Origin of the sequence: Pseudomonas sp. KU43P, from assembly GCF_033095865.1 — a bacterium.
Taxonomy (GTDB): domain Bacteria; phylum Pseudomonadota; class Gammaproteobacteria; order Pseudomonadales; family Pseudomonadaceae; genus Aquipseudomonas.
Genome location: NZ_AP019365.1, coordinates 4929330 through 4950152, shown reverse-complemented (window position 1 = coordinate 4950152; position 20823 = coordinate 4929330). Strand labels below are relative to the sequence as shown.

The following is a 20823-nucleotide window of genomic DNA, read 5'->3' as shown; positions in this document are numbered from 1 at the left end:
TCACTGGCCGGCCTGGGCGGTTTGCGCAGGCACGGCGAAGTTGTTGCGTTTGCAGAGTTTGGCCTCGACCTTCTGGGTGCCGTTCTCCGGCCCCTGGACCTCGAACGCCAGCAGGTTCTGGCTGGCCCAGTCCTCGTCCTCACGCATCTGGAAGACGAAGCGCCCATCGGTGTCGGAGGTTTCCGGTTTCTCCAACTTGATGTCCTCGTGGCGGCCGTTGAGGTACCAGAGGGTCGCCTGCAGCACCTTCACCGACGGGTCTTCGAACTTCACGTCCATCTGCAGGTTGCGGTTGATCAGGTCTTTGATCACGCCGCCCTTGCCGTTGACCATCAGTTCGTTCTTGCCGGGCTTGAGGGTGGTGCTGGCGCTCATCAGTGCCGGGCGCGCATCGCAGCCGTCATCGAGCAGGCCGAGGATCTGCCGCCAGATGGTTTCCTGGTCCAGGCGGTACAGCGGCGAGAACTCCCAGATGAGGATCTTCGGTGGGTTGTTCTGGAACTCCTCGCTGCCCAGGTACTGGATCATCGAGCCTTCCAGGCCACCACCAGGGAAGGCGACGTTGAGCACGTCGGCGCCGATGTACTGCTCGAGGAAGCCCGAGAAGTTGTAGTTCTTGCCACTGTGGCTGGTGCCGACCAGGGTGATCTGGGCGTTGCCGCTGTCACCGAACAGGTCGTCGCCACCGCCGCTGGAGCCTTTCGGTTCGGTGGCGAACTGGTCCATGTACTGCACCGCGTAGCTGGTGCCGCAAAGCTGGCCGGCGACGTTGTGCAGGGTGCCGGTCTTGCCCATGCGCCCGGATTTCTGGGTTTCGAATTCCTTGCGTGGGATGCCTTCGAAGGCCGGCATCTTGTGCACGGTATCGGCCACGATCTTCGCCGCGCGCTGGGCGCCGTAAGGCGTCCAGTGCTGGTCGCCGCGGAAGTAGAAGTCCTTGCCCTGGTCGGCGGCAGCCAACTGTTCGTTGGTCAGCGGCGACAGGTCGGGCACGTTGTAGCCCATGCTGGCGAAGCGCTTGAGCATGGCCTGGTAGTTGCCCAGGGCCTTCTGGTAGTCGAAGGCGGCTTTCTCGGCCGGGTTGAGCATGTTGCGGTTCACCAGGCCACGGGTCGGCTGGTACACCACCACCAGTTCCACGCCGCGCTTCTTGAATGCGTCATGCACCTGCTGCAGGCGCTTGTAGCCGGCCGGGGTGGTGTTGAACTCGGTGCGCAAATCTTCGCGGGTACGGAACAGCCAGTCGCCCTGGGCCTGCACCAGGGTGGTGAAGTTCTGCTGATAGCGCGTGGTGTAGCGGCTGGCGTCGTGCGCCTCGGGGCACAGTTGGCAGCAAGGCTCGGCGGTGAAGGCCGGGGCCTTCACGTCATCGGCGCGTACGCCCTGGCTGATGGCCAGGAGGGCGGCGGACAGGCCCAGCAGTTTCATCAAGTGTGGAGTCATGGTCTGGGCTTCCTTAATCGATCATTTCGGTCTGACGTTCGACCGGGTCGATCAGCACGGCCTTCTGCTGGCGCACCAGCAGGTCGAGGATTTCGTCCTGGCGCTCACCGAGGATGCCGTTGAGGCTGATACCGCTGGCCTTGCGCGGGGCGAGCATGGAGACCTTGTACAACTCCACCGACAGCGGCGAGTCGATCGACAGGGGGCCGGAGCCGTTGGCCGCCAGCTCACCGCCGACCACGATCAGCGACACCTTGGTGTCGAAGGGGTCGAGGGCGATGTCGCGGTCGGTGTCGGACAGGTCCTTGATGTGCCCGTACACCCCGACCAGGCCGTTGGCCATGGCGATGTTCTCGTACAGGCGGATGTTCACGCTGTTGCGCACGCGGATGCCGTGGCGACGGTTGTTGATCAGCTTGTTGCCCCAGATCAGGTTGTCGCCGCTTTCGTACAGGGTGATGCCGTCGGTGTGGTTGCGGTAGATCTCGTTGTAGGCGATCAGGTTGTTGACGCTGTTACGGTCGATCACCACGCCGGAGAGCTTGTTGTCATAGCTCTTGTTGTTGATGATCCAGCTGTCGTTGACCTCGCGCGAAACGATGATCCCGTGCTTCTTCTTGGTGCCGTATACCGTGTTGCCGGCGATGATCAGGCGGTGTGAACGGTCATGCGGGTCGATGCCGTAGACGATGTTGTCGCGGTAGGTGTTGTCCTTGACCACGAAGTCCTGCGTCTCGTAGCAGTAGAAGCCGTACCACATGTCGCTGAATTCCGAGCCGATAATCCAGCCGGTGGGCTCAGGGCGGCCCATGCGCTTGGCCATGTTCGGCGTGTACTGAGAGATGCTCACGCCATACGACTTGGACTTGGCGTAGCCGAAGCTGGCCATCTTGGTATTGACGATGTAGGTCTCGGTGCCACCCCACGACAGCAGGAACGGGCGGAACTCCTTGGGCGAGCGGAACGTGGCAGGGCCGTTGTCCTTCTCGCGCCAGCCGGTCACCTGGGTATCGCTGATGAACAGTTTGCCGTCGTTGACCAGGAACGAGCCGCCTTCCTGGGACAGGCGCAGCTGCTTGACCTTGCCATCGATCTCCAGGATGCCCTTCTGGCCGACCACGATCGGCAGGCGAGCCAGGTACACACCCGGCTCGACTTCGCTGAGGTACTGCTTGGGCACCTGTTTGCTCAGCTGTACCAGGTCGACATGGCCGTCATCGACGAAGATCGCCTGGGGAATGCCGTGCTGGCGCTGCACCCACTCGGCCGCCTTGTTGTCGCCGCCGATGAATTCCTTCAGCGACTCCTCCTGGAGCATGCGGCGCACGCTGACCTTGCCCTTGTGGCGACGGTCGATCTTTTTCTGCACGGCGTCGGCCGTGTAGCCGCTCAGGTCGGGCAGCTTCGGCGGGTCCATGTGCAGCGGCTCGGTTGGCGCGCTGGACACGGTGTAGGTCTTGGCCTGCTGCAGTTCCTTGGCGATCACCGCCGGTTCTGCGGCGACGGCCAGGCCTGAGGCCAGCAGCAATGCGCTGGCCAGGAGGCTGTGACGGATGTGCGGGTGAAGGTTCATTGCAGGTCCTCTCCCGGCCTCAGAAGCGCCAGATCACGTCGACGAAGGCGCGGTGCATGTACGAATCCGCTTCCTTGCCATAGGCATCGCCCGGCTTGAACACGCCGGCGCGCAGGCGCACCAGCGCGGACGGCTCGTCGATCGCCTGGCTCATCGAGGCCGGCAGCAGGCCTTGCTTGAAGTACTTGGTGACGACCACGTCCATTTCCTGGCCGAGGTCTTTTTCGCCGTCGACCAGCGGGCGGCTGATGCCGTTGTCGTTGACCGCCGCGTTGATGCCGCTCGAACCGATGTTCTGCGAGCCATCGACACGCCAGAACTTGTGGTAGATGAAGCTGGCGTCATAGTCGTCGCGCAGCTGCCAGGAGGCGAACAGGGTGGCCGCCTGCAGGTTGCCCAGCTCGCCGCGGAAGGCTTCGCCGAAGCGGTGTACGCGCGAGCGGGTACCGGTGAAGTTGGAGCGGTTGCTCTCAAGGCCGGTCTGCTCGAAGTTGTTCGAACCGTCGTCGCCACCGCCGCCGCTGCCACGGGCATAGGCCGCACCGACCTGCCATTGCGGGTCCAGGCGCAGGCGGATACCCAGGTCGGTGGCCCAGGCATTGACGTCGCCGCTCTGCTTGCCGGTCGCCACCTGCTCGCCGTTCACCCGTTGGCTGCTGAGGGTGTCGCGGTCACCGGTCAGCCAGGTGACGCTGCCCCAGTAGTTGACGGTGTGGTCGTTGCGCCAGTTGTAGGCGTCACTGTTGGCCTCCAGGCCCAGCCAGGTGAGGTCGCCGGTGCGCGTCTTGTCCAGCGCGTCGACCGTCTCGCCCGGGTTCTTCAGGCTGCCGCTGTCATGGGTGTGGTGGGCGCGCACGCCGACCCAGTGGCCGGGTGTCCACTGCGTGGCGATGTTGCCGTAGACGTGCGTGCGGTCCTTGTCTTCCGGGGCCAGCTCGGTCAGGTCGGTGCGGTACTCGCTGAAGCGCTGGGCCACGCCCAGGTCGGCCTTGAGCAGGGTGGTGTCGAAGGTCCAGTTCAGCGCTTCGATGTTGGTGTCACGCCACATGCCGTCGTCGCTGCGCAGGCGCTGGCGGCCCAGGCGCAGTTGCTCGCCGGGGTAGGCAGTGAGGCCGCTGTAGCCGACCCAGAACTCGCGCATGGCCAGGTAGTTCTTGTCCGGCTTGCGGCTGTCGTCACCGGTGTCGGTGGTGGTGCCGTCGTCGTTCTGGCGCAGGGTGTCGGTTTCGATGGTGTCGGTGGCGGCGACAGCCTGGCCCATGGCATAGGCGCTCCAGTTGCCGCGTTCACCGTAGACCCACGGGCGCAGGTCGAGGCCCAGGCCGTTGACGTCGCCGCCGGAGCGGGTGCCCAGGTCGCGGTCGTCTTCCGACTGGCCGGTGATCTTCACATCCAGGCCGAAGTTCTTCTGCGCCGTGATGTCGGCCAGGGTCGGGCAGGACCACAGCAATGCGAAGCTCAGGCCGATGCCGGCTTTCACGAAGGGATTGAGCGTCATAGCATGTCCTCACCATCTACTTCGGGGTCTTGGTCTTGCAGGGCATCAAGCGCAAAGCTGGTGCGGCCGCCTTGGGCCATGCTGCCGCGGGCCTGCTTTTCCTGCGCCAGCAGGTTCTGGGCCTGGCTGCGCTGTTCGGGCGTGAGTTGCTGGTCGAGTTGCTGCAGCAGCTCGGTCGATTGCGGCGTCGGGTTGACCTGCGACAGTTGGGCGAACACCCAGGCGTTGGTCGGCTCCGGGCGGATGCCGTGGCCCTCGCTGAATAGCTGGGCGAGGGCGTAGTCGGCACTGTTCTGGCCGCCACGGGCGGCGCTGAGCAGGTGGTCGACGGCTTTCTGCGGCTCGACATCGCCCAGGTAGCCGCGGCGGTACAACTGGCCGAGGTAGTAGTCGGCGCTGATCTCGCCTGCGTCGGCGGCGGCCTGCAGGTGGTGCTCGGCTTTCTCGGCGTCGGCCGGGATGGTCTTGCCTTCGTAGTACAGGCGGCCCAGCAGCAGCTCGGCGCGTGGTTGTTCGGCGGCGCGGCCCTTGTCGATGTAGGCCATCAGCTGGTCGGTGTCGCCCAGTTCGGGGAAGTCGTAGAGCAGTTGCGCCAGGCTGACCCAGGAGGCCGGGTTGGCCGGGGCGATGTGTTCGAGCAGGTCCTTGGCGGTTTTTTCGTCGGTCTGCCCGAGGGTGCGGTCGGCCAGTACACGGGCGACGTTGTCGACGCGAGTGGCCGGCACGGTGCCGCGGGCATAGCCGGCCTTGAGCTGCTCGAGCAGGGCGGCCTGCTGGTCGGCCTGGCCGCGCTTCTGGTACACGGTGGCCAGCTCGGCGTAGCACACGTCCATGGTGGCCAGGGCTTGCTTGCAGAGCTTCTCGACGTTGTCGAGGTTCTGGTCGTAGGTGCCCTGGGTGCGATAGAGCAGGATCTGCGCCAGGCCTGCTTCCGGGTAGCCGGCAGCGCGCCACTGGTCGATCTGCTGCTGGGCGTTGACGTTGGGGAAGCTCTGCGGGTACAGCAGGTACAGCATCGCCAGTGGGATCAGGGTCTTGTTCTCACCCTGCTCGGCGGCGGACTTGAGCAGCTTTTCGGCTTCTTCGCGCTCGGCCTGGGTGCTGTCGGGCTTGGCCACCAGCAGGCGGCCGAGGCGTACCTGGGCACGCGGCGAGGTGGCGGCCGCGGCGCGGTAGGTGGCCTCGGCTTGCTTGAACTGGGCAGGGTCGCCGGTAGACACCTTGATGTCGGCCAGGCCCACTTGCGCGTCGCTGTAGCCCAGGTCGGCCAGGGCCTTGTAGTTGCGCTCGGCCAGCGCGGTGTCGCCGCGCTTGAAGGCCTCGTTGGCCAGGCGCTGATCGGGCAGGCCGGCACAGCCGGCCAGGGCGATCGCCATGGCCAGGCTACAGATGCCAAGGCTTACGCCGACAATGTGGGAGCCGGCTTGCCGGCGATTGGCCGTCGCAGCCGACACATCTGCCGGGCGAGTGCTACGCACTCGATCGCTGGCAAGCCAGCTCCTACAGGTACCGAGTTGTCTGCTAGTCATCGACTTGTCCTCTTACAGCCCACGGGCCACGGCTTTGTCGATCAGCCAGTCGAGCGAAGGGCCGCGGTCGCTGTTGACCGACGCCGGGCGACCTGCCAGTTCGGCGGGCAGGCTGGCGTCCGGCTTGATCTGCACGCGGATGTCGGAGGCCAGGTCTTCACTGTTGAGGCTGGCGCTGCTGACAATCTGGCCGGTACGCACTTCGTCTTCGCCAGCGATCTGGAAGTTGACCCGGGTACCTGGCTTGACCTCGTCGAACTGGCGGTAGCTGAAGCGTGCCTCGACCATTGGGTTGGTCGTGCGAGGGACCAGCTGGAAGATCGGCTGGCCTTTGGCCGCGTACTGGCCGTCGTCCACCAACTGGCGGGCGACCACGCAATCGCAAGGGCTGGTAAGGGTGCCCGAAAGCTGCTTGCCGAACAGTTCCTCGACCTTGGCCGGCTCGAGCTGCGAGTCGTCCAGGTGGCCTTTGAGCATGTCCAGCATGCTGGTGCTGAAGCTTGCCAGCGGCGCGCCCTTGACGATCTGCCCACCGCTTTCGACCAGGCTGCTCACGGTGCCGTCGCGCGGCATGGTGACAGTGGTGGTCGGCACGGCGACCACACCGGCCTCGGCGTGGCTGATGAAGTACATGCCGTACAGCGATTTGGCGACGAAGCCGAATGCCGCGACACCGACCACGAATACACCGAGGGTGACAGTCACCGCCTTGAGCCGGCCGAAGGCGGACAGCCCCGAGCCGCCGTCCTTCTGCTTGCGCGCCTTGGTGAAGTTGTCGCGCTGCAGGGTGCTGAGCACATCGCCGATGCTGATCAGCTCACCCGACAGGTGGCTGGTGATGATGTGGCGCAGGGTAGCGATGTCGCGAGGCTCCAGGTTCTGGAACTGCGCACCGGTCCGGCCGCTGGCCGTGTTGTAGGAGCGCACCTGGAATTCGATATCCATCGACAGGCCGAGGTTGTCGACCACGAACTGCAGGCGCCCGCGAAGGACGTCGCCCACCGACAGCGGCTGCTTGGTGTGGAAGCTCAAGCCACCGGCGGACAGGTCGTCGACCTTCACTTCGTGGGCTTGGCGCTCATTGTCCAGGAAGCGCAGCTTGGCGGGAATGCGCACCCGGGCGTGTTGGCGCTGGGCTTCGGACTCATGCACGACATTGACGTTCACGGCGGTATTCATGGTGGTTTGTTCCTGTTAGATCCGATCCGGGTTGGGCTCACACGACCATGAACAGCACAGCGACGAAGATGCTGGCAGCCGAGAAGGTCATGGTCCGCGAGGACCAGGTGTTGAACCATTGTTGAAAACTGGCGAGGTCACGCTTGAGGGCAGTCGGTTGGCGGGTCCAGGACTGCTTGTCGAGGCGGAAGAACACGTAGATCTTCATCAGCGCGCCGACGATCTGGTTGTAATAGAGAATCAGCGGGTAGGCCGGGCCCACGTTGTGGCCCGAGCACAGCAGCATGATGGTGAGGATCAGGCGGGTGATGCCGATCCACAGCAGGTACACCAGCAGGTAGGCCATGCCGAACTTGAGGCTGGCGATCACTGCCACGGTCAGGCCCAGCAGGCTGGTCCACATCGACACGCGCTGGTCGAACAGCACGATGCTGGTGAACAGGCCCAGGCGGCCTACACCCAGACCCAGGGCGCGGGAGTTCTGCCGCAGGTTGTTGCCGTACCAGCGGTACATCAGCTTGCGGCTGGCCTTGAGGAAGCTTTTTTCCGGCGGGTGCTCGACCGTGTTGATGGCGGCGTCCGGCACGTAGAAGGTGTCGTAGCCCAGGCGCATCAGGCTGAACCAGCTCGACTTGTCGTCGCCGGTGAGGAACTTGAAGCGGCCCAGGCGCCAGTGCATCAGCGAGTCGCTTTCGACGTCGGCGATGAACTCGGGGTTGGTCACCACGCTGGCGCGGAACATCGACATGCGCCCGGTCATGGTCAGCACGCGTTTGCTCAGGGCCATCGAGCACATGTTGATGTGGCGCTGAGCGAAGCGCAGCTTGTGCCACTCGCTCATGATGTAGCCGCCACGCACTTCACAGAATTCGTTGGTGGTCAGGCCACCGACATTGGGGAACAGCTTGAACCACGGCACGGTCTTGCGGACCACGCCTTCGCCGAGCACGGTGTCACCGTCGATCACTGCGACCACGGCGTTTTCGTCCGGCAGCATCCGCGAGATGGCGCGAAAGCCATAGGCCAGGCCATCGCGCTTGCCGGTACCGGCGATGCGCACGATGTCCAGCTTGACGTGGGCGGGCGGGTTGTACTTGGCCCACAGGCTCTTCACCAGCAGTTCATCGGACATTTCCACCAGCGAGCAGACCACGGTGGTGGGGTAGCCGCAGTCGATCGCTTCGCGAATCACCGAGCTGTAGACCTGGGCGGTGGTCAGGGCTTCGATGCGGAAACTGGTGACCATCAGGTACACGTGCGAAGGCGCTGCGGCCTCGCCCATCTTCTGCACCTTGCGGCGCAGGTACGGGTACACGCCGTAGAGGAAGATCATGCCGCGGATGAAATGGGTGGCGCCCATGGAGTAGCGCCAGATGCCGACTGCGCCGACCAGGAAGATGAAGTGCTTCGACTGCGAGTCGAAGATATCGGCCGGCAGGGCCAGGGCGATCAACATGAGCAGGCTCATGTAGAGCAGCCAACCGGCGCACTGCAACAGCACTGTCTGGAGCCTTTGCATGTTCAGCATCCGTCGAGAATTCTTGGGGGAGGAGGGCGACGCAGTGGGGAGGCTGCGTCGCCCGGGCCTTGGCCTTACCAGCAGATGCCTTCGGTACGGCTGGTGGTGCAGGTCGGCTTGCTCATGAAGCCGACCAGGTCGATCACCTGCTTGCCTTCCGGCGCTTGCTGGGCAAGGGCGCGGAACTGCTCGTCACGGTTGCCCAGGACGATGATGTCGGCGTTGTCGATGACCTTCTGGAAGTTGGCATTGAGCAACGAGGACACGTGCGGGATCTTCGACTCGATGTACTCTTTATTCGCCCCGTGAACCCGGGCGTACTCGACGTTCTCGTCGTAGATGTCCAACTGGTAGCCCTTGCCGATCAAGCGCTCGGCCAGTTCCACCAGCGGGCTTTCACGCAGGTCGTCGGTGCCGGCCTTGAAGCTCAGGCCGAGCAGGGCGACCTTGCGCTTGTCGTGGGCTTCGATCAGCTCGAAGGCGTTCTGCACCTGGGACTCGTTGCTGCGCATCAGCGAGTCGAGCAGCGGAGCTCGTACGTCGAGGCTGGCAGCGCGGTAGGTCAGGGCGCGAACGTCCTTGGGCAGGCACGAGCCACCGAAGGCGAAGCCTGGGCGCATGTAGTACTGCGACAGGTTGAGCACCTTGTCCTGGCAGACCACGTCCATCACGTCGCGGCCATCGACACCCACGGCCTTGGCGATGTTGCCGATTTCGTTGGCGAAGGTGACCTTGGTGGCGTGCCAGACGTTGCAGGTGTACTTGATCATCTCGGCCACTTCGATTGGCTTGCGGATGACCGGGGCGTCGAGTTCTTCGTACAGGCTCTGCAGCACGTCGCCGCTGGCGCTGTCCAGCTCACCGATGACGGTCATCGGTGGGTGGTCGTAGTCCTTGATCGCGGTGCTTTCACGCAGGAACTCAGGGTTGACCGCGACGCCGAAGTCGACGCCGGCCTTCTTGCCCGAGCAGTCTTCGAGGATCGGGATCACCACGTTCTTCACGGTGCCAGGCAGCACGGTGCTGCGCACCACGATGGTGTGACGGCGGGTGGTGTCACGCAGGACGTAGCCGATTTCGCGGCACACCGACTCGATGTACTCCAGGCCAAGGTCGCCGTTCTTCTTGCTCGGGGTGCCGACGCAGATCATCGACACGTCGCTGGCGCGGATGGCCTCGGCGAAGTCGGTGGTGCCACGCAGACGGCCGTTGGCGATGCCTTGTTGCAGCAGTGCTTCCAGGCCAGGTTCGACGATGGGCGACTTGCCCTGATTGATCAGGTCGATCTTGGTGCTGGACACGTCCACACCAATCACGTCATGGCCTCGCGCCGTCAGGCAGCCTGCACAGACCGCACCCACATAACCCAAACCAAAGATGCTGATACGCATCGCAATCACCTCATGTGTTTATCACGCCAGCTCCTCCGGGAAGAGCCGGACTGGGTTGATTAACAACAATTTCAACGCGCACGGATCCATGGGCGAATGCACACTTCGCCGAGCGCAGGCATGAATAAGTTCGGAGCGCAAAAAGTTATGCACTCAAAGTTGGCAGTAAAAGGCCAGTAATTAAAAGGCGTGCCCTGAAATGCAGCCGTCTTTATTGCAAGGCGCTACTTGGCGCGTTGCTGTGCTTGTTTTTTCAAGTGGATAAATCCTTTGAAATCAACCACTAGGACGATTTGTAAGGGGCGCGTCTCTCCTCCATGGAACAGGGCGTACGGGGTAGTCCTTTGCGCCTGTCGAATTACTCGGGACGGGCAGTGGACTACTGCCGCTTGTCATCTGTAAGTCATCTCTCACACCGCAGGGGCATGAAATTCGTTACGGCACTATGAGCGATGGGCCGCAGGAGAAGTTCCGGGGTGGGTTGCGCCTCTATGAAAGATTTCTAAATATTTTTTCAGTGGCAAATACTTTCACTTTGATGGCACAGGAGGGGCTCACCCCTGTATATAAAGGGTGAAACTGAGGAGGGATGTTTTTATGCCAGCATGCAAAAAATTTTTTCAAAATTCGTCAAAAAAGTACGAACGGTCTTATGGCGTTTGGCGATAAGGGGAGGAGTGGTGGTTTTTTGGCGTCATTAATGTGACGTTGCGGCGATTTGAAGTGTGCCCTGTTGCGGGGCGGGGGAGGGGTGCTGTCGGCCCCATCGCCGGCAAGCCGGCTCCCACAGGTAAGCCACATTTTCAAATGGAGTGGAGTCTGTGGGAGCCGGCTTGCCGGGGATGAGGCCCTTGCAGGATCACTCGGCTGGATGATCGCGCAGGAACACCAGGTGATCAGGCTTGGACTGCTCGGCGCTGTAGAAGTAGCCCTGCACATCGAACTGCTTGAGCTGCTGCGGGTCGCCGATGCGCTCCTGAATGACGAAACGGCTCATCATCCCGCGAGCTTTCTTGGCGTAGAAACTGATGATCTTGTACTGGCCGTTCTTCAAGTCCTTGAAGTCGACGTTGATCACCCGGCCCTTGAGGGCGCTGCGTTTCACTGCGCTGAAATACTCGTTGGAGGCCAGATTCAGCAGCAGGTCATCACCCTGTTCGGCCAGGGCTTCGTTCAGCCATTCGCTGATACGTGTGCCCCAGAACGCATACAGGTCCTTGCCACGGGCGTTGGCCAGCTTGGTGCCCATCTCCAGGCGATAGGGCTGCATCAAGTCGAGCGGACGCAGCAGGCCGTAAAGGCCCGAGAGCATGCGCAGGTGCTGCTGGGCATAGCTGAAGTCGTCTTCGCCGAGGGTTTCGGCGTCCAACCCGGTGTACACGTCACCCTTGAACGCCAGCAATGCCTGCTTGGCATTGGCCGGTGTGAAATCCGGCGTCCAGCTACCGAAACGTGCGGCGTTGAGGCCGGCCAGCTTGTCGGACAGGTGCATCAGTTCGCTGATCTGGGCCGGCGACAGTTCACGAAGTTGCTGGATCAATAGCTGCGAGTCGTCCAGGTATTGCGGCAAGGTGAAGCGGTCGGTGACCGGCTTGGTGTCGTAGTCGAGGGTCTTGGCGGGTGAAATCACCGTCAGCATCGGGTCGGCTCCTGGAATCGTTGCCGGGGATTCTACGGACTGGGGCAGGCTACGCCAAACTATGGCGACAATAGACACAGACCATCGCCAAGGCAGGCGCTATAGTGCGCGTTTCGCTGTCACGGAGAGACCCATCGTGCGCATTGCCGGTGCCTTGCTGGCCTCATTGTTGAGCCTGACCGTCCAGGCCGCCCCCATACCCCCGGCGAGCCTGGATCGCAGCCTGTGGCCCGAACAGCTCGACAGCCCGGCGCTGTTCGACGTGGCCTCGCGTGCCGAGATCCTTTCGTTTGCTCAGGTGCTGCACGAAAGCGAACTGCTTGACGACGGCGCGCTGGCTGCACGCCTGGGCCTGCGGCAGATCAACCTGCAGAAGATTCGTGCGGTGAGGGCGAGTATGTGGCAGCGCTTGTGGCAAGGTTATCAGCAGGCTCAACGCAGTTGCACGGAGGACGCATCGTTCTGCTATCCCGTGGCGTCAATGGCAGATTTGCGTACTCAGGCTGCGACATTCGCAGCAGATGTCGGCACGTTCTATACGGGCTGGATCGAGCCCAGCCACCAGTTCCACGTGCGCTATCTGGATGAGCAACTGCGCAAAGCGGCCCTGTTGCCACAGACCAGCAGTGAGGTCGAACGCCTGTCCAGCCGCGAACGCAATGGCGATGAATTGAACGACCGCATGTTTCTGCTGACCTTCGTCGGTGGCCCCGGCCCCGAAGGTGGCAGTACCGATACGCTGGCCGACTATCTAGGCAAGCAGAAGCTGGAAGGCACGTTCTTCGTCCTGGGCAACCGCCTGCAGCAGCGCCGTGAGCGCGGCCCGGCCAATGCCTTGAGCCAGCTCTACGGCGGGCAATGCGTCGGTATACAGGGCTGGGAGTACCGCTCCCATGCTCAGTGGAACGCCTGGCAGGATTCGCTCAGGCGCAGCCAGGCACGGGTAAAGGCTGACCTGCCGGAGCAGTATGTGCCGTTGTTCCGCCCGCCCTATGGGCAGCGCCGCTCCGATGGTGAAGCGTTCATGGCCAGCCAGCAGCTACGGGTATCGCTTTGGGATATAGATGCCCAGGATGATAGCGCCCTGAGCGCAGAGGCCTCGGCACAGCGGGTAGTGACCTTGATGTTGCTGTGGCGCAAGGGGGTGATCCAGTTCCACGACGCCCTGCCCAAAGCGCAACCAGCGGTGGAATGGTTGCTGCGCAACACGGCGCAGAGCGGAATCGGCTGGGAGGATTGCCGAGAATACGGCTATCGAGACTAGTGGGTCTGACTTCTGAGCGTAGACCCGTCTGTGGTCCCCGCCAAGGCCTGTTCGTCATTCGGAAAAATAAACTTCACCAGCACGTAAAAAAGCTTTTTTCGTTCATGGTTTTTGCGGTATGAAGAAACCAGACAGCCGATTCCTGCAGCACAGGTGGCGTCATCCAGGCCCACCTTGCCAGGTTCGCTTCCCGCCCGTAGCAACGCGGATACGGGAAGACCGGCGGTCACTCTGCGGCGCAACAGAGCGCGCCGTGTGGCTTCGACATAAGGTGACCGAGTATGGATGACCAAGGACGCAACCCTTCCTCCAGCAAGCCAATCCTCTATGTGCTCGATACCAACGTCCTGATTCACGACCCCAACGCATTGCTCAACTTCGAGGAGCACCACGTCGCCATTCCGATGACGGTGCTGGAGGAACTCGACAAGCTCAAGACCGGTAAACAGACCATCGCCGCCGAATGTCGCCAGGCCATCCGCCTGATCGACCAGACCCTCGGTGACGCTTCGCCCAGCGATGTCGAGCAGGGCGTGCCGATCCAGCGTGGCAAGAGCGGGCCCAAGGGCTACCTGTCGATCCTGATGAGCCCGCGCAACGAACCCAGCAAGCTGCTGCCGGAAAACCTCAACGACAACATCATCATCAACACCCTGCTCGAAGTACGCAGCCGGCGCGCCGACCTGGACGTGGTGCTGGTCACCAAAGACATCAACATGCGCCTGAAGGCGCGCGCCTGCGGGATAGCGGCCGAGGACTACAGCACCGACCAGTTGGTCGATGACGTGTCGTTGCTGTCCAAGGGCTACCACTCGGTCACCGGCTCGTTCTGGGACCGGGTCAGCAAGGTGGATACCCGTCAGGAGCGCGGCCGCACCTGGCATCGGGTGCAGATGATCGACAACCTGCCTGCCGTGCATATCAACGAGTTCATCATCGATGAGCAGGGTTTCGTCGGCTGGGTCAAGGGCATCCGTAACGACGAACTGCTGTTGCTCGACCTGCACCAGGAACCGCTGTTGCACCAGGAGGCCTGGGGCCTCAAACCACGGGACATCCACCAGAGCCTGGCGCTGTTCGCGCTGCTCGACCCGGATATCCACCTGGTCAACCTGACCGGCGCCGCCGGCTCCGGCAAGACCATCCTGGCGCTGGCTGCGGCCATCGAGCAGACCATGGTCAGCAAGCGCTACCGTCGTATCATCGCCACGCGCAGCGTGCAGGGGCTGGACCAGGAAATCGGCTTCCTGCCGGGCACCGAGGCAGAGAAGATGGAGCCCTGGCTGGGCGCCATCACCGACAACCTCGAAGCCTTGCACATGGATGACGAAAGTACCCACGGCAGCGTCGAGTACATCCTCGAAAGGGTGCCGTTGCAGTTCAAGTCGCTGAACTACATTCGCGGTCGCAGCTTCCAGCAGAGCCTGATCCTGATCGACGAATGCCAGAACCTGACCCCGCACCAGATGAAAACCATCATCACCCGTGCCGGCTCCGGCTCCAAGGTGGTCTGCCTGGGCAACCTGGCGCAGATCGACACCCCTTACCTGTCCGCGACCAGCTCGGGCCTGACCTACCTGACCGAGCGCTTCAAGGACTTCCCCCATGGCGTGCACATCACCTTGCAGGGTGTGCCTCGCTCGGTGCTGGCCGAGTACGCCGAGTCGCATCTGTAACGTTGAAGTGCAAAATGTTGCAAGCCTGCACATGCAGGCTTGCAAATTCATACGGTTGAAAAAGGATTTATCGAAGCGTGCGACAAGTTAGCTCTGTGATCGTCGGGTGACCCATGGCCTGGCCAGAAACAGCATAGCGACTTTTTTTGGAGCTACTTCCAAGAAAAGTCGTCAAAATGAAACCCCGTATCATTGATTCCCCCCCCTATGGGTTCAGCGCCTGCAATTAGCTCAACTCGCCAGATCCGCTGGCGAGTTGGGGAAGAGTAGGTAAAAGGCAGTGATGAGGTGCCTGTGTAAGGGAGGTGAAGATTGCCGATATATCCCCCTTCCTGGTCGTAAAAATTCAGGGTATGGGCTGCAGGCGCGGTGTTGTGAATGTTCGCTACGTGGCCACTGAAAGTAGTAAAGCTGCTCGGGAAAACATACCGTGATTGGCTGAATCTCCCAATAAACAATCTGCGGTTTTGGATTACTATTGCCAGATCCGAAGTTCTGAGAAAAGTAAGCGTGACTCTGGAATTGATAAAGGTTGCGCTACTGCCTACTCGCATTTCGCGATAGCTTTCTCCTACCCAATTTTCCTGGTTCACCTTGGTGGTAACTGCAATCATGATGGGAGAGGACCGCTGCCAGTTGTTGTTTACCATGACCTCGTAGGCCCAGACGGCTGATCCTTGCCCGTCCAGCTGCCAAAGCTGGGAAGCGGGGATATCGATAATTGTTTGAACGCCGGGTTTGACTTGTTGCACTTGGCTAAACAGTGGGCCCATGACGGCGCGGACACTGTCTCCTGGTTGAAGCCCCGCCTCAGCAGGTATGACCATCTGAGCGGGTACATCCGGAGCGTCGATAATACCTGCCTGAGCTTGTGGAACAGTAGGCGCAGGCAGCGCTCGCCTCTGTACGTGGAAGAGAAGCGGTTTCGAGATTGCCATTCGTCAATACCTCATCATGTGAGCCTCGAAATTTACGCCTTTGATTGAATTGGCATAACTGACAAAAATATCAGGTGAAGACTGTTGCAACTCACTCGTGCTCTTCAAGGGTGAAGGTGTCCAGCGCTCGAGTCTTGGGTAGCTGGCGCGATGCTTGCTTGGATGCAAGAGACTGGTTGATCAGTGAAGTAAATCCTGACCTGAAGGTTTAAGCTAAGAGCTCCCTTCACAGGAGCAGAGCAGTGCTGACCCATCTCGATTCCCAGGGGCGCGCCAACATGGTCGACGTCACTGAAAAAGCCGTTACCGCACGCGAGGCGATTGCCGAGGCGCGCGTGCGAATGTTGCCGCAGACCTTGCAGATGATCGTCGACGGCGAGCATCCCAAGGGCGATGTGTTCGCCGTGGCGCGCATTGCCGGCATCCAGGCGGCGAAGAAGACCAGCGACCTGATCCCACTGTGCCACCCGCTGATGCTGACCAGCGTCAAGGTCGAGCTGAGCGCCGAAGGCGTGGATGCGGTGCGTATCGTCGCGCGCTGCAAGCTGGCCGGGCAGACCGGTGTGGAAATGGAGGCACTGACTGCCGCCAGCGTTGCCGCGTTGACGATCTACGACATGTGCAAGGCCGTGGACAAGGGCATGGTCATCGAGCAGGTGCGCCTGCTGGAGAAGCTCGGCGGCAAGAGCGGCCACTACAAGGCGGAGGCGTGATGAAGGTCAAGGTGATGTACTTCGCCCGCTACCGGGAGTTGTTGGGCGTAGATGCCGAGCGTCTGGAGGGTGATTTCAAGGCGCTCGACGATGTGCGCCAGGCACTGGTAGCCAAGGGCGGGCAGTACGAGGTGCTGGCCGAGCAGAACCTGATGTGCGCACGCAACGAAGAGTTGTGCAGGCTCGACGAGCCGTTGGAAGAAGGCGATGAGGTGGCGTTCTTCCCACCGGTGACCGGAGGCTGAAGATGGCTGTTCGAGTGCAGGAATCGGCGTTCGACCCGGGGCTTGAGGTCAATGCCATGCATGCCGCGAATGTCGGTGTGGGCGCTGTGGTCAGTTTTGTTGGCTATGTGCGCGATTTCAACGACGGGCTCGATGTGGCCGGGATGTTCCTCGAGCACTACCCGGGCATGACTGAGAAGGCCCTGGCCAAGATCGTGGTCGAGGCCGAACAGCGCTGGCCGTTGCTCAAGGTCGAGGTGATGCACCGGATCGGGGCGCTGGAGCCGGGTGAGCCGATCGTGTTCGTGGGGGTGGCCAGTGCCCATCGGCAGGCGGCGTTCGATGCCTGCAACTTCATCATGGACTACCTGAAGACCCGGGCGCCGTTCTGGAAGAAGGAAAATACCCAGGAAGGGCCGAGATGGGTGGAAGGGAAGCAGAGTGACCAGGCGGCGGCAAGGCGCTGGTAGGCTTCAAGGGGATGGCCGGGGCTTTGCCCCGGATCGCCGGCAAGCCGGCTCCCACAGGACCTTCACAGTTCTCAAGGGCAATGTGGGAGCCGGCTTGCCGGCGATTGGGCTGCAGAGCAGCCCCATGCATCAATGATGCTTGCGCGGCACCGGCTTCAATAGCTCATCCGGCGGCATCTCGCACTTGATCTTGCGCCCCAGCAGCTCTTCGATCGCCGGCAGCTGGTAGGAGTCATCCTCGCCCGCAAAGCTGATCGACACACCACTGGTGCCCGCCCGGCCGGTACGGCCAATACGGTGCACGTAGTCATCCGGATCTTCCGGCAGGGTGAAGTTGATCACATGGCTGATGCCATCGATGTGAATCCCGCGACCAGCCACGTCGGTGGCCACCAGCACGGTGATGCGGCCTTCGCGGAAGCTTTCCAGGGTGCGGATACGCTTGTGCTGCGGCACATCGCCCGACAATTGCGCGGCATTGATGCCGTCGCGTACCAGCTTCTCCTCGATGCGTCGCACTTCGTCCTTGCGGTTGGCGAACACCATCACCCGTTCCCATTTGTTCTGGGTCACCAGGTTGTACAGCAGCTTGTACTTGTCGCTGCCGGCCACCGCATAGACGTGTTGCTCGACGGTTTCGCTGGCGACGTTTTCCGGTTCGATCTCGACCACGGCCGGGTTGGTGGTCCACTGCTTGGCCAGGTTCATCACGTCGTCGGTGAAGGTGGCGGAGAACAACAGCGTCTGGCGCTCGCTCTTGGGTGGGGTCTGGCGAATGATCTGCCGTACCTGGGGGATGAAACCCATGTCGAGCATGCGGTCGGCTTCGTCCAGCACCATCACCTCGACCATGTCCAGGTGCACCTCGCCGCGCTGGTTGAAGTCCAGCAGGCGACCCGGGGTGGCCACCAGGATGTCGCAATGGCGAGCTTCCAGGGCCTTGAGCTGCTTGTCGAAGTCCATGCCGCCGACGAAGCTCATGACGTTCAGGCCGGTGTACTTGGTCAGGGCAACGGCGTCTTTGGCGATCTGCACCACCAGTTCGCGGGTCGGCGCGATGATCAGCGCGCGCGGTTCGCCCATGTAGCGTTCCTTGGGCGGCGGCGTCTGCTGCAACTGGGAGATGATCGAAATGAGGAATGCGGCGGTCTTGCCGGTACCGGTCTGGGCGCGGCCGATGGCATCCTGGCCACGCAGGGTGTAGCCCAGTACCTGGGCCTGGATCGGCGTGCAGTATGGGAAGCCGAGGTCGTGGATGGCATGCATCAGCTCGTTGGAGAGCTTGAAGTCATGGAAGCGGGTCTTGCCTTCTTGCGGCTCGACCACGAAGTCTTCCGGCTTCCACAGGCTGGCCTGGGGTTTGGGCTTGCGTTCGCGGCGCGGCTTGTCCTTGGCCGATTTTTCGGCGGCAGGGAGGGGGGCGGGCGTTTCGACCTTGGCGCTGGGTTTGCCGTGGGCTGGCTCGCGCCGCGGCCCGGGCTGAGCCGCAGGGGCTGCGGCGGGCGCAGGCGGCGTGACGCTGGCAGCAGGAGCGACGGCCTGAGGCGCGGCGTCTCCCTTGCCGAATATTTTCTTGAGTGCCTTGAGCACGATCGTCTCGTCAACTGGTTAAGGAATGTACGCCCGGCAGTGTAATGCAAGAACCGGGCGCGGCGTAGCGGAATACTCCCACAACTACAGTAGAGCCCGCTTATTGCAACTGCTTGCTCAACCAGTCGTGGATGTCGCTCAGTTCCTCGATGGCCACTTCATGCTCCATCGGGTACTCGTGCCAGCGCGCGGCGACGCCCCAGGTGTTCAGGTATTCGAAGGCGGTGCGGCCCATGGCCGGAATCACCACCGAGTCGTGCACACCGTGCAGGCACAGGGCCGGGGTGCGTTGCTGGCAGGCGCTGAGCTGGTGGGCGTCGGTGAAGGTGGGCGCGTAAGTGGACAGCGCGATTACCCCACCCAAGGCTTCCTGCCACCTTATATAAGCAGTGTGCAGCACCACGGCACCGCCCTGGGAGAAGCCGGCCAGGAAGATCCGCGACAAGCTGACGCCCTTGGCCTGTTCGGCCTTGATCAGTTCGATCACCTGATCGGCCGAGGTGTCGAGTTGCACTTCGTCGATGGCACGGGCCGGGGTCATGGCCTTGATGTCGTACCAGCTGGGCATGGCATAACCACCGTTGATGGTCACCGGGCGGGTCGGTGCCTGCGGCATGACGAAGCGGGTGCTGAGCAGTCGTTCCTGCATGAATTCAGCCACCGGTAGGAAGTCGTAACGGTCGGCACCCAGGCCGTGCAACCAGATCACACAGGCGTCTGCGGTTTTCTGCGGTTCGAGAATCAGCGGGTTGGTCATGACTGCTCCGAAAGTGTGCGTGCCTTGTTATTAAGTGCTTGAAAAAGAGGCGTAGGAATTAATTGTCAGAAAAAGAATGTCGCAACGATACAAGTTTCAGTACTTGACGATTGCTTAAACGCTCCAGCCTTCGACTGTGGTACGCGCTTTGCTATGAAACCTTCGATGCGAAGGGGTAAGCCCAGACGGTAACACCCTTTGTAAGCGAAGGCTGTCATAGAACGGCCCATTGCGCCAATTGACCCAATAACAAGCCAACACGGGTCGGATGCGCCTCATAAGGGTGCGGTGCAATTCCGGCTCGGTACAACAAGAGCGATTTGGAGGTTGTGAATGAAGATGTTGAAAACCACCCTGGCAGTCCTCACCGCTGCTGCCGCACTGGGCGCCGTAAGCAATGCCCAGGCCGGCGCCACGCTTGATGCGGTAAAGAAGAAGGGCTTCGTCCAGTGTGGCGTGAGCGACGGTCTTCCAGGCTTCTCGGTACCTGATGCGCAGGGCAAGATCGTCGGTATCGATGCCGACGTCTGCCGCGCCGTGGCCGCTGCCGTGTTCGGTGACGCCACCAAGGTCAAGTTCAGCCAGCTCAACGCCAAGGAGCGCTTCACTGCGCTGCAGTCCGGCGAAGTCGACGTGCTGTCGCGCAACACCACCTGGACCAGCTCGCGCGATGCCGGCATGGGCCTGGTATTCGCGGGCGTCACCTATTACGACGGCGTTGGTTTCCTGGTCAACAAGAAGCTGGGTGTTTCCAGTGCCAAGGAACTGGATGGCGCGACCATCTGTATCCAGGCCGGCACCACCACCGAGCTGAACGTGTCCGACTTCTTCCGCGCCAATGGTCTGAAGTACACCCCAATCACCTTCGACACTTCCGACGAGAGCGCCAAGTCGCTGGAGTCGGGCCGCTGCGACGTGCTGACCTCGGACAAGTCGCAGCTGTTCGCCCAGCGCTCCAAGCTGGCCGCACCGACCGACTACGTCGTGCTTCCTGAAACCATCTCCAAGGAGCCGCTGGGCCCGGTGGTGCGCAAGGGTGACGAGGAGTGGTTCAGCATCGTCAAGTGGACCCTGTTCGCCATGCTCAACGCCGAAGAGGCAGGCATCACCAGCAAGAACGTCGAGGCCGAAGCCAAGTCGACCAAGAACCCGGACGTCGCTCGCCTGCTCGGCGCCGATGGCGAATACGGCAAGGACCTCAAGCTGCCCAAGGACTGGGTAGTGCAGATCGTCAAGCAAGTCGGCAACTATGGTGAAGTGTTCGAGAAGAACCTGGGCCAGAGCACCGACCTGAAGATCGACCGTGGCATGAACGCCCTGTGGAACAACGGCGGCATCCAGTACGCGCCACCTGTGCGCTGATGGTTGCACCCTGCGGCGGCATCCCGCCGCCGCAGGCTGTTCGAATCCCTACTGTCCG

Annotated in this window: 17 protein-coding genes; 6 read left to right on the top strand and 11 right to left on the bottom strand. The window is 62.0% G+C overall.

Annotation, left to right across the window (positions count from 1 at the left end):
* From KU43P_RS22630 to yaaA, 8 genes are all read right to left on the bottom strand, one after another.
* Nucleotides 1–1443 (bottom strand): alginate O-acetyltransferase, encoded by a 1443-nt coding sequence (locus KU43P_RS22630; protein WP_317659730.1) that lies wholly within the window; start codon nucleotides 1441–1443, stop codon nucleotides 1–3.
* 13 nt (nucleotides 1444–1456) lie between these two features.
* Complete coding sequence (algG, locus tag KU43P_RS22625; protein WP_317659729.1) at nucleotides 1457–3016, bottom strand: mannuronan 5-epimerase AlgG; 1560 nt, start codon at nucleotides 3014–3016, stop codon at nucleotides 1457–1459.
* A 19-nt stretch (nucleotides 3017–3035) separates the two neighbouring features.
* Nucleotides 3036–4514 (bottom strand): alginate export family protein, encoded by a 1479-nt coding sequence (locus tag KU43P_RS22620; protein WP_317659727.1) that lies wholly within the window; start codon nucleotides 4512–4514, stop codon nucleotides 3036–3038.
* Nucleotides 4511–5890, bottom strand: coding sequence for an alginate biosynthesis TPR repeat lipoprotein AlgK (gene algK, locus KU43P_RS22615; protein WP_317663901.1), 1380 nt, complete (start codon nucleotides 5888–5890; stop codon nucleotides 4511–4513). The genes KU43P_RS22620 and algK overlap by 4 nt, the downstream gene beginning before the upstream one ends.
* 165 nt (nucleotides 5891–6055) lie before the next feature.
* Nucleotides 6056–7222 carry an alginate biosynthesis protein Alg44 gene (locus tag KU43P_RS22610; protein ID WP_317659726.1) on the bottom strand — a complete coding sequence of 389 codons (1167 nt, stop codon included), beginning with the start codon at nucleotides 7220–7222 and terminating at the stop codon, nucleotides 6056–6058.
* 37 nt (nucleotides 7223–7259) lie between these two features.
* A complete protein-coding gene (locus KU43P_RS22605) occupies nucleotides 7260–8741 on the bottom strand; it encodes a glycosyltransferase family 2 protein (RefSeq protein ID WP_317659725.1) in 1482 nt (493 codons plus the stop codon).
* Between the two features lie 74 nt (nucleotides 8742–8815).
* Nucleotides 8816–10132, bottom strand: a complete 1317-nt coding sequence (locus KU43P_RS22600; protein ID WP_317659724.1) for a nucleotide sugar dehydrogenase — start codon at nucleotides 10130–10132, stop codon at nucleotides 8816–8818.
* An 859-nt stretch (nucleotides 10133–10991) separates the two neighbouring features.
* Nucleotides 10992–11771 (bottom strand): peroxide stress protein YaaA, encoded by a 780-nt coding sequence (yaaA, locus tag KU43P_RS22595; RefSeq protein WP_317659723.1) that lies wholly within the window; start codon nucleotides 11769–11771, stop codon nucleotides 10992–10994.
* A 136-nt stretch (nucleotides 11772–11907) separates the two neighbouring features.
* Between yaaA and KU43P_RS22590 the strand changes: the two genes are divergently transcribed.
* On the top strand, nucleotides 11908–13035 hold the full coding sequence (locus KU43P_RS22590; protein ID WP_317659722.1) for a polysaccharide deacetylase family protein: 1128 nt from the start codon (nucleotides 11908–11910) through the stop codon (nucleotides 13033–13035).
* Nucleotides 13036–13316: 281 nt separating this feature from the next.
* Nucleotides 13317–14711 carry a PhoH family protein gene (locus KU43P_RS22585; RefSeq protein WP_176512310.1) on the top strand — a complete coding sequence of 465 codons (1395 nt, stop codon included), beginning with the start codon at nucleotides 13317–13319 and terminating at the stop codon, nucleotides 14709–14711.
* Between the two features lie 152 nt (nucleotides 14712–14863).
* Here the strand turns inward: KU43P_RS22585 and KU43P_RS22580 are convergent, their stop codons facing one another.
* Nucleotides 14864–15649, bottom strand: a complete 786-nt coding sequence (locus KU43P_RS22580; protein WP_317659720.1) for a hypothetical protein — start codon at nucleotides 15647–15649, stop codon at nucleotides 14864–14866.
* Between the two features lie 242 nt (nucleotides 15650–15891).
* On the opposite strand from KU43P_RS22580, the gene moaC reads away from it, so the two are divergent.
* From moaC to moaE, 3 genes are read left to right on the top strand one after another with little or no spacing between them, the layout of a single operon-like run.
* Entirely contained in the window at nucleotides 15892–16362 is a 471-nt protein-coding gene (gene moaC / locus KU43P_RS22575; RefSeq protein WP_317659718.1) for a cyclic pyranopterin monophosphate synthase MoaC, read from the top strand.
* Nucleotides 16362–16607 (top strand): molybdopterin converting factor subunit 1, encoded by a 246-nt coding sequence (gene moaD / locus KU43P_RS22570; RefSeq protein WP_317659716.1) that lies wholly within the window; start codon nucleotides 16362–16364, stop codon nucleotides 16605–16607. The genes moaC and moaD overlap by 1 nt, the downstream gene beginning before the upstream one ends.
* 2 nt (nucleotides 16608–16609) lie before the next feature.
* Complete coding sequence (moaE, locus tag KU43P_RS22565) at nucleotides 16610–17056, top strand: molybdopterin synthase catalytic subunit MoaE (protein WP_317659714.1); 447 nt, start codon at nucleotides 16610–16612, stop codon at nucleotides 17054–17056.
* A 129-nt stretch (nucleotides 17057–17185) separates the two neighbouring features.
* Here moaE and rhlB read toward each other — a convergent pair whose 3' ends face one another.
* Complete coding sequence (rhlB, locus tag KU43P_RS22560) at nucleotides 17186–18646, bottom strand: ATP-dependent RNA helicase RhlB (protein WP_317659713.1); 1461 nt, start codon at nucleotides 18644–18646, stop codon at nucleotides 17186–17188.
* Nucleotides 18647–18746: 100 nt separating this feature from the next.
* The gene (locus KU43P_RS22555) at nucleotides 18747–19403 is read right to left on the bottom strand and encodes an alpha/beta hydrolase (protein WP_317659711.1); all 657 of its coding nucleotides are present in this window, start codon (nucleotides 19401–19403) and stop codon (nucleotides 18747–18749) included.
* Between the two features lie 333 nt (nucleotides 19404–19736).
* Between KU43P_RS22555 and KU43P_RS22550 the strand changes: the two genes are divergently transcribed.
* A complete protein-coding gene (locus KU43P_RS22550) occupies nucleotides 19737–20765 on the top strand; it encodes an amino acid ABC transporter substrate-binding protein (RefSeq protein ID WP_317659709.1) in 1029 nt (342 codons plus the stop codon).
* The last annotated feature ends 58 nt before the right edge of the window (nucleotides 20766–20823 follow it).